General features: G+C 62.9%; 3 protein-coding genes and 1 pseudogene. All 4 read left to right on the forward strand.

Going from position 1 to position 2,526, the window contains the following annotated elements; all coding sequences use genetic code 11:
• Positions 1–590, forward strand: a pseudogene (locus EOC06_RS35795) (SDR family NAD(P)-dependent oxidoreductase); the annotation flags it as partial.
• 25 nt (positions 591–615) lie between these two features.
• Positions 616–807, forward strand: a complete 192-nt coding sequence (locus tag EOC06_RS35800) for a twin transmembrane helix small protein (protein ID WP_013529428.1) — start codon at positions 616–618, stop codon at positions 805–807.
• 22 nt (positions 808–829) lie between these two features.
• Positions 830–1,411 (forward strand): cob(I)yrinic acid a,c-diamide adenosyltransferase, encoded by a 582-nt coding sequence (locus EOC06_RS35805; RefSeq protein ID WP_127270629.1) that lies wholly within the window; start codon positions 830–832, stop codon positions 1,409–1,411.
• Positions 1,412–1,439: 28 nt separating this feature from the next.
• The gene (locus EOC06_RS35810) at positions 1,440–2,240 is read left to right on the forward strand and encodes a rhomboid family intramembrane serine protease (RefSeq protein ID WP_127272488.1); all 801 of its coding nucleotides are present in this window, start codon (positions 1,440–1,442) and stop codon (positions 2,238–2,240) included.
• The last annotated feature ends 286 nt before the right edge of the window (positions 2,241–2,526 follow it).

Consider the following 2,526-nt stretch of genomic DNA (forward strand, 5'->3'; position numbering starts at 1 on the left):
GTTCAACAACGGCGCCTATGCGCAGCCGGGCGCCGTCGAGGATCTGCCCGTTGCGGTGCTCAAGCAGCAGTTCGAGGCGAATTTCTTCGGCTGGCATGATTTGACCCGCCGGCTGGTGCCGGTGATGCGCCGCCAGGGTCAGGGCCGCATCGTCCACTGCTCGTCGATCCTTGGCCTCGTCCCGGTGCGCTTTCGCGGCGCCTATTCCGCGTCGAAGCATGCACTGGAGGCCTTGATGCTCTGCCAGCGCCAGGAACTGGCCGGCAGCGGCGTCCACGTTTCGCTGATCGAGCCGGGGCCGGTGAAGTCGAAGATCGCCAGCAATGGCCTCATTTGGTTTCTCGGCAACATCGACCACGAAAATTCCGTGCACCGACTATGCGGCGCAACTCGAACGGCTGCGGGCCGGCGGCAGCCAATCGGCCTTGAAGCCAGGGCCGGAAGTCGTTCTTGCGGCGCTGCGCCATGCACTTCTGTCGCGGCGCCCACGCCCGCACTATGTGGTAACAGTGCCGGCCAGGATCGGTACGGTGCTCAAACGCATCCTGCCGGCATCGATGCTTTACCGCCTGATGGCCAAACGCGCCTGAACGCCAAAACAACTGGAACGAAACAATGGCAACCGTCTTCAACATTCTCGCCATTCTGGTCATGGTCGCCGTTGCGGTCGTGCTTGTTCGTGGCCTCATCAATATGATGCGCGGCGGCTCCGGCGTCACATCGAACAAGCTGATGCAGGCGCGCGTCATGCTGCAGGCCGTGGCGCTGGTGCTGATCCTGCTTGCGGTGTATTTCACCCGCAAGTGAGGGATGTCGGCGGGGAGGCGAAATGGTCAAGCTCAACAAGATCTACACCCGCACCGGCGATGATGGCACCACGGGTCTCGGCACCGGCGAGAGGCGGCTGAAATCCGACCTGCGGGTAGACGCCTACGGCACGGTCGACGAAGCCAATGCCTGCATCGGCATCGCCCGGGTCCACACGGCCGCGATCCATCCCGCGATCGACGCCATGCTTTCCCGCATCCAGAACGATCTCTTCGACCTCGGCGCCGATCTCGCCGTGCCCGACGACGGCAAGCCGCTCGGCTATGAGCCGCTTCGGATCGTCGCCGTGCAGACCGACCGGGTCGAAAAGGACATCGACCTTCTCAACAAGGAGCTTCAGCCGCTCAAATCCTTCGTGCTCAATGGCGGCACGCCGGCAGCGGCGGCACTTCACCTTGCCCGCACCGTGGCGCGGCGGGCCGAAAGGCTGATCGTGGCCCTTGCCCAGGATCCGGACGAGCACGTCAACCGCGACGGTCTGAAATACATCAACCGGGTCTCGGATTTCCTGTTTGTCGCCGCCCGGGCGGTCAATGACAACGGAAACGCCGACGTGCTATGGGTTCCCGGCAAGAACCGCTGATTGTCGAAAGCGGAAGAGGGCCTGGGGCATGTTCATCCCGCTTTACGACACCAACAGGCTGCGGCACATCAGGCTGCAATATGTGACCATCGGGCTGATCGTGGTCAATGCCCTGGTCTACCTTGCCACCGCGCTCGGCGGCGAGAGTTTCTCCAATGCCGCCGTGCTTGGTCTCGGCTTCATCCCGTCGGTCGTCCATGACACCGCCGAGCTCGATCCCCGTTTCATCGTCATCCCCGAAAGCCTGAGCTACCTCACCTATTCCTTCCTGCATGCAGACATCTTCCATCTCGGCGGCAACATGCTGTTCCTGTGGGTGTTCGGCGACAATGTCGAGGATGCGCTCGGCCACATCCGCTACCTCATCTTCTACCTGTTGTGCGCGATCGCCGGCGCCGCTTTCCAGGGCCTCGTCGCCTGGGATTCGCAGGCGCCGCTGATCGGTGCCTCCGGCGCCATCGCCGGTGTGGTCGTCGCCTATCTGATCCTTTATCCCAGGGTGAAGGTCTGGGTGCTGGCCTTTGCCCGCATTCCGCTCCGCATCCCGGCCTTCATCCCGCTCATCTTGTGGGTGCTGTTCCAGGTGGTGATGTTTGCCGCCGGCGGCGAGGACCAGATTTCGTGGGCCTGCCATATCGGCGGCATCATTGCCGGAGCCGTTCTTGTGCTCGTCCTGCGCAGCCGCGGCGTGCCGCTGTTTGCCGGCGCCGACGAGGACGTCGCGCCCACCGCTCCCGACCAACCGCCGGTTGCCACGGAACCGCTGATCCCCGACCCGCCCGCCGCGACGCCGCGCTGGGGGCGAGGAAACACTTCCAGTTCGGACTGAACCGATTTGAGCCGCTTGCAGCGTATTGACGTGCAGGGTTGCCGCAACTACGGAAACGTCACCGCCGCAACCTAAGGCGGACAAACACCAGAATTTCCATCCGGCCGGAATTCCATCCGGCCAAAATTCAGTCAGGAATGTCGGCTTTCGACAACTCAGAACGGGCGCAGGCTGTTATAGCGCGCCCAACTAGCGTGAAGAGGTGACAGGCAAATGAAGATCCTTGTGCCCGTGAAGCGGGTTGTGGATGCGAACGTCAAGGTTCGCGTGAAGGCTGATGGTTCGG

It is taken from the genome of Mesorhizobium sp. M7A.F.Ca.MR.362.00.0.0, assembly GCF_004023175.1.
In the GTDB taxonomy this organism is placed as follows: Bacteria; Pseudomonadota; Alphaproteobacteria; order Rhizobiales; family Rhizobiaceae; genus Mesorhizobium.